The following is a 5,965-nucleotide window of genomic DNA, read 5'->3' as shown; positions in this document are numbered from 1 at the left end:
GCCCCCAGCCCCACGGCCCCGCAGAAGAGCGAACAGGAATCACTCCGGATGGACCGCCTCGTCAACACCGTCCGCCCCTACGCCTGGGGTTCACCCACCGCCATACCGACGTTGCTGGGCACCGAGCCCACCGGCGAACCCCAGGCCGAGATGTGGATGGGTGCCCACCCGGGCGCCCCCTCCCGCGTGGACCGCGGCGCCGGCCCCGTCTCGCTCGCCGACGTCGTCGCCGCCGACCCGGAGGGCGAGTTGGGCGCGGCCACCGTGACGGCCTACGGCCCCCGACTGCCGTTCCTGCTCAAGCTGCTGGCCGCCGACACCCCGCTCTCCCTCCAGGTCCACCCCGACCTGCCGCAGGCCGTCGCCGGCTTCGCGGACGAGGAGGCCCGCGGCGTTCCGGTCGACGCCCCGCACCGCAACTACCGGGACGCCAACCACAAACCCGAACTGATCTGCGCCCTCACCCCCTTCGACGGCCTCTGCGGCTTCCGCCCGCCCGCCAGGACCGCCGACCTGCTCGACGCCCTGGGCGTCGACCAGCTCAAGCCCTACGCCGACCTGCTCCGCGCCAAGCCCGAGGGCGACGCGCTGCGCGAGGTGCTCACCGCCGTCCTCACCGCCGACCCGATCGCGATGACGGACACCGTGCTGCGGACCACCGAGGCCCTGGCCGCCGGCGCCACCGCCGAACACGCCTCCTACGCCGAGATGGCGCGCCACTACCCGGGCGACCCGGGCGTGATCGCCGCGCTGCTCCTCAACCACGTCCGGCTCCAGCCCGGCGAGGCCCTCTACCTCGGCGCCGGCGTGCCGCACGCCTACCTGAGCGGCTTCGGCGTCGAGATCATGGCCAACTCGGACAACGTGCTGCGCTGCGGCCTCACCCCCAAGCACGTCGACGTCCCGGAACTGCTGCGCGTCGTCCGCTTCGAGGCCGGCGCCCCCGGCGTGCTGCGGCCCACCGGCGAGCCGGACCAGAACTACCCGGCCCCCATCGGGGAGTTCCGCCTGAGCCGGCACGTCCTCGACGCGGCCGCGCCCACCCGGACGCTGCCCCCCGGCACCCCCGGCATCCTGCTCTGCACCGCGGGCCGCATCACGCTGCGCGACCGCGCGGGCACCCAACTCGCGCTGGAGCCCGGTCAGTCGGCCTATGTCAGGGCGGACGAGACGGTGGACGCCGCCGGCACCGGCACCCTGTTCCGCGCCACCACCGCGCCCACCTCCTGACCCCGCCGGCGCGGCCGGGATCCGATGCCGCCGCTGGGGCGCCGACACCATCCGGTGTAGATTCGACGGAGTCGTTACGTCGCTGCTGATGGCAGTCGGGTGTCCCGCGCGGGCCGCCCGGCCGAGGGGTAAGAAGGCCCTCCGACGGACCGTGAGGCCTCGGGCGAGGCGGGCTTTCGCCTGCCCTCCGACGCCGCACCCTGTCCGTGAACACGCCCCCCGCCGTGAGGAGCAAGCCGTCATGACGACGAGCGCCAACGACGCTCAGGCCCCGCAGGCCCCCCAGGACTTCAGCGACTTCAAGGTCGCCGACCTCTCGCTGGCCACCTTCGGCCGCAAGGAGATCACCCTCGCCGAGCACGAGATGCCCGGCCTGATGGCGATCCGCGAGGAGTACGCCGCGACGCAGCCGCTCGCCGGCGCCCGGATCACCGGCTCCCTGCACATGACCGTGCAGACCGCGGTGCTCATCGAGACCCTGGTGGCGCTCGGCGCCCAGGTCCGCTGGGCCTCCTGCAACATCTTCTCCACCCAGGACCACGCGGCCGCCGCGATCGCCGCCGCCGGGATCCCCGTCTTCGCCTGGAAGGGCGAGACGCTCGAAGAGTACTGGTGGTGCACCGAGCAGGCGCTGACCTGGGCCGACGCCCCCTCCGGCGGGCCCAACATGATCCTGGACGACGGCGGCGACGCCACCCTGCTCCTGCACGACGGCGTCGATTACGAGAAGGCCGGCGCGGTCCCCGACCCGGCCACCGCCGCCACCAGCGACGAGCACCGGGTCATCCTGGAGCTGCTGACCCGCACCCTGGTCGAGAGCCCGCAGAAGTGGACCCAGGCCGCCGCCGACATCCGCGGCGTCACCGAGGAGACCACCACGGGCGTGCACCGTCTGTACGCGATGTTCAGGGAAGGCACCCTGCTCTTCCCGGCCATCAACGTGAACGACTCCGTCACCAAGTCGAAGTTCGACAACAAGTACGGGGTCCGCCACTCGCTGATCGACGGCATCAACCGCGGCACCGACGTGCTCATCGGCGGCAAGACCGCCGTGGTCTTCGGCTACGGCGACGTCGGCAAGGGCAGCGCCGAGTCGCTCCGCGGCCAGGGCGCCCGGGTCCTCGTCACCGAGATCGACCCGATCTGCGCCCTCCAGGCCGCCATGGACGGCTACCAGGTCGTCCGGCTCGAGGACGTGGTGGAGACGGCCGACATCTTCATCACCACCACCGGCAACAAGGACATCATCCTCGCCTCCGACATGGCCCGGATGAAGCACCAGGCGATCGTCGGCAACATCGGCCACTTCGACAACGAGATCGACATGGCCGGCCTCGCCGAGATCCCGGGCATCGTCAAGGACGAGGTCAAGCCGCAGGTCCACACCTGGACCTTCCCGGACGGGCACAACATCATCGTGCTCTCCGAGGGCCGCCTGCTGAACCTGGGCAACGCGACCGGCCACCCGTCGTTCGTCATGTCCAACAGCTTCGCCAACCAGACGATCGCCCAGATCGAGCTCTTCACCAAGACCAGCGAGTACCCGACGGGCGTCTACACCCTGCCCAAGCTGCTGGACGAGAAGGTGGCCCGCCTCCACCTGGACGCGCTCGGCGCCCGGCTCACCGAGCTGCGCTCCGAGCAGGCCGAGTACATCGGCGTCCCGGTCGAGGGCCCCTACAAGCCCGAGCACTACCGCTACTGACCCGAGCGGCGCCCGGCCGGCACTCCCCGGCCGGGCGCCCCGCTCCACTCCTCTCTGCCTCATGCCACGCGGCCGCTACCTCCGCCACGACCCCGCCGACGGCACCCCGCTCGGCGAGGAGCGCTTCCAGTGCGCCCCCGGACCCACCGGCTGGCGCTATGTCTCCCGGCTCGACGACCCCGCCGGCCGGCCCGCCGAGACCGTCGACCTCACGCTCGACCACCTCGGCCGCCCCATCCGCCTCGAACTCGGCGCCGGCGACTGGCGGGTGCGCGGCGCCGCCCTCGACGGCGTCACCTGGGTGCGGTTGGCCGCCACCGGCGGGGAGGGCACCGAGGGCAACACCGCCGCCCGCGCCTTCACCGGCGCCTCGCCGGCCTTCCTGGTGGCCACGGCCCACCTGCTGCGGCTCACCCCCGCCGAACCGACCGCCCGCGTGCGGCTGGTGGCGCTCACACCACCCGTGCTCGCGCCCCGCACCCACGACGAGACCTGGACCCTGCTCGGCACCGAGACCCACGCCACCGACAGCGGACCGCTCACCGTGCGCGCCTACCAGGTCGACGACCAGCAGACCGGCGAGCGCGGCACCGTCCACCTCGCCGGCGACGTCGTGCTCGCGGCCCCCGGGATCGAACTCGCCGAGCTGGATTCCCCGCCGTCCGCCGGGATGCCGGCCCCGGCTATGACGGAGGAGTGAACCCGCCGGCCGGCGGGGCGGCCCCGGGTGCGCCGGGTATCTCCGGTGCCACGACGGGCGCCGGAACCCCCGGCGCGGTCGCCGCCGGTGCCGGTGCCGGTGCCGGCTGGAAGGTCGTCGGCGGCTGGACCGCGGCCTGGCCGAAGACCCGCGCCGCCTCGCGCCGCTGCCGTTCCGCGACGAGCGCCGCCAGATAGGCGGCCGGCGGCATCCCGGGCGGCGGCGCCGCCCCGACCCACGCCGTCATGTCGTTGGCCAACCCGGCCGCCATCGACCAGGCGACGCCCTGGTGCAACTGCCCCATCCGCCCCAGGAACTGCCGCGCCGCGAGCCACAACGGATCCGGCACCCGGGACAGGTCGAGCCGCGCGAACTCCTCGGCCAGCCACGGCGGTGGCGGGGGTATCGGCACCGACGCCGCCGCCGCGCCCGGCAACCGCTCGCGCACCACCAGCGTCCCGCCGAAGACATCGCCGAGCCGCCGCCCCTCGGCCGAGACCAACGAGGCTATGCACGCCACGGTGCCCGCCGTCAGCAGGATCTCGACGAAGCCCACGGCGCCCCGCACCAACGCGTGCCGGAACCGGATGGGCCCCCCGTCGACCCGCACCACCCGGAGCCCGAACGCCGCCTTGCCGATCGACCGGCCCTTGCTCAGCGTCTCCACCGCGATCGGGCCACCCACCAGCACCAGCAACAGCAGCGCCACGGTGATCGCCTGCGCGGTGGCCGGGCCGAGCGGCAACACGGTGCTCACCAGCACCACCGAAAGCAGCAGGTAGCTCCCGATGATCACGACCAGATCCAGCAGCAGCGCCATCGCCCGGCTCGGCAGCCGCGCGGGCTGAAGGCCGAGCACCACCGCGTCGCCCGTCACCAGCTGACTCATCCGGCATTCCCCCTTCCACTGGACAGTCTGACACCGACGTCTGACAAGCTTCAGGGCATGGACCTCGACGTGTTCACCGCGGCGCACCGTGCCGAGTGGGATCGGCTCGAAGCCCTGCTGCGCCGTCGGCGTGCCCGGCTCAGCGGGGCCGAGGTCGACGAGTTGGTCGCGCTCTACCAGCGGACGGCGACCCAGCTCTCGCAGCTCCGCTCGTCGGCGCCCGACCCCGCGCTGATCAACCGGCTCACCAACCTGGTGGCCAGGGCCCGCAGCGCGGTGGTCGGCACCCGCAAGGCCACCTGGCGGGACGCGCTGCACTTCTTCACCGCCGCGTTCCCCGCCGCCTGCTACCGCACCCGGCGCTGGTGGGTGCCCACGGCGCTGGTGTTCACGCTGCTGACGGCGGCCTTCGGCTGGTGGATCGCCGCCAACCCCGAGGTCCAGCTCGCGATGGCCGCCCCCGAGCAGCTGCGCGAGATGACCCGGCCGGGCGGCTCCTACGAGACCTACTACTCGAGCAGTCCGGCCGCCGCCTTCTCGGCCCAGGTCTGGACGAACAACGCCCAGGTAGCCGGCCTCTCGCTGGCCTTCGGGGTGCTGCTCGGCCTGCCGGTGCTGTGGGTGCTGCTGCAGAACATGCTCAACCTCGCGGCCGGCGTCGGACTGATGGCCTCGGCGGACCGACTCGACGTCTTCCTCGGCTTGGTCCTGCCCCACGGCCTGCTCGAACTGACCGCGGTCTTCGTGGCGGCCGGCGTGGGGCTGCGCCTCGGTTGGACGGTGATCGACCCGGGCCCGCGCACCCGGTCCTCGGCGCTCGCCCAGGAGGGGCGGGCCGCCATCGGCATGGCCGTCGGCCTGGCGTTCGTGCTGCTGGTCTCGGGGCTGATCGAGGGCTTCGTCACGCCGTCGGGGCTGCCCACCTGGGCCCGCGTCGCGATCGGTGTACTGGCGGAAGTGGCCTTCCTGGCCTACGTCTTCGTCGTGGGCCGGCGGGCCGCGGCGGCCGGTGAGACGGGTGACCTGGCCGCCGCGGATCGCGCGGCCGAAGCCCCGGTCGCCGCCTGATCGCCGTCTCGGCTTGACGCGGGTACCACCGGGGCGTAACGTTCTCCGAGCTGCCACCGAGCCGCCGGCCAGTCCGGAAGGTAAGTGGAAGCAATCCCGCCACTTCATGTGGCACTCACTGCGTCTGAACGCTCTACCCGCGAGGGTCTGTTTCGGCTTGCCTGAAATAGCTTCTCCGGGGCCGGATTTGGAATTCGGCGGGGGTTGGTTCTAAAGTAGTGAACACCGAAGGGAAGCCCGGAGGAACCCGAGAGGGAGCCGAAGGAAGCGTCCGTTCCTTGAGAACTCAACAGTGTGCCAAATAGTCAATGCCAGATTTTTTGAAGTTGGATCCAAGATCCAAGCTTTCAGTGAAGCATTCACGGAGAGTTTG

Annotated in this window: 5 protein-coding genes; 4 read left to right on the top strand and 1 reads right to left on the bottom strand. The window is 72.3% G+C overall.

All coding sequences use genetic code 11. The features are described 5' to 3' along the window. The first annotated feature begins 48 nt into the window (after positions 1–48). The 3 genes from manA (at position 49) to E1283_RS30135 (ending at position 3,635) form a co-directional block, all read left to right on the top strand. The gene (gene manA / locus E1283_RS30145) at positions 49–1,230 is read left to right on the top strand and encodes a mannose-6-phosphate isomerase, class I (protein WP_132821344.1); all 1,182 of its coding nucleotides are present in this window, start codon (positions 49–51) and stop codon (positions 1,228–1,230) included. A 241-nt stretch (positions 1,231–1,471) separates the two neighbouring features. Beyond that, positions 1,472–2,935 carry an adenosylhomocysteinase gene (gene ahcY / locus E1283_RS30140; protein WP_132821343.1) on the top strand — a complete coding sequence of 488 codons (1,464 nt, stop codon included), beginning with the start codon at positions 1,472–1,474 and terminating at the stop codon, positions 2,933–2,935. 61 nt (positions 2,936–2,996) lie between these two features. After that, positions 2,997–3,635, top strand: a complete 639-nt coding sequence (locus E1283_RS30135; RefSeq protein ID WP_132821342.1) for a hypothetical protein — start codon at positions 2,997–2,999, stop codon at positions 3,633–3,635. Here the strand turns inward: E1283_RS30135 and E1283_RS30130 are convergent. Beyond that, positions 3,619–4,524, bottom strand: a complete 906-nt coding sequence (locus E1283_RS30130) for an RDD family protein (RefSeq protein WP_132821341.1) — start codon at positions 4,522–4,524, stop codon at positions 3,619–3,621. The two genes, E1283_RS30135 and E1283_RS30130, sit on opposite strands and share 17 nt — an antisense overlap. A gap of 57 nt (positions 4,525–4,581) precedes the next feature. Between E1283_RS30130 and E1283_RS30125 the strand changes: the two genes are divergently transcribed. Further along, positions 4,582–5,592, top strand: a complete 1,011-nt coding sequence (locus E1283_RS30125; protein WP_132821340.1) for a stage II sporulation protein M — start codon at positions 4,582–4,584, stop codon at positions 5,590–5,592. Positions 5,593–5,965 lie beyond the last annotated feature (373 nt).

The organism is Streptomyces hainanensis (assembly GCF_004348415.1).
Lineage (GTDB): Bacteria > Actinomycetota > Actinomycetes > Streptomycetales > Streptomycetaceae > Streptomyces > Streptomyces hainanensis.
Note: the sequence above shows the minus strand (reverse complement) of the source record. Positions and strands in the feature narration are given on the sequence as shown.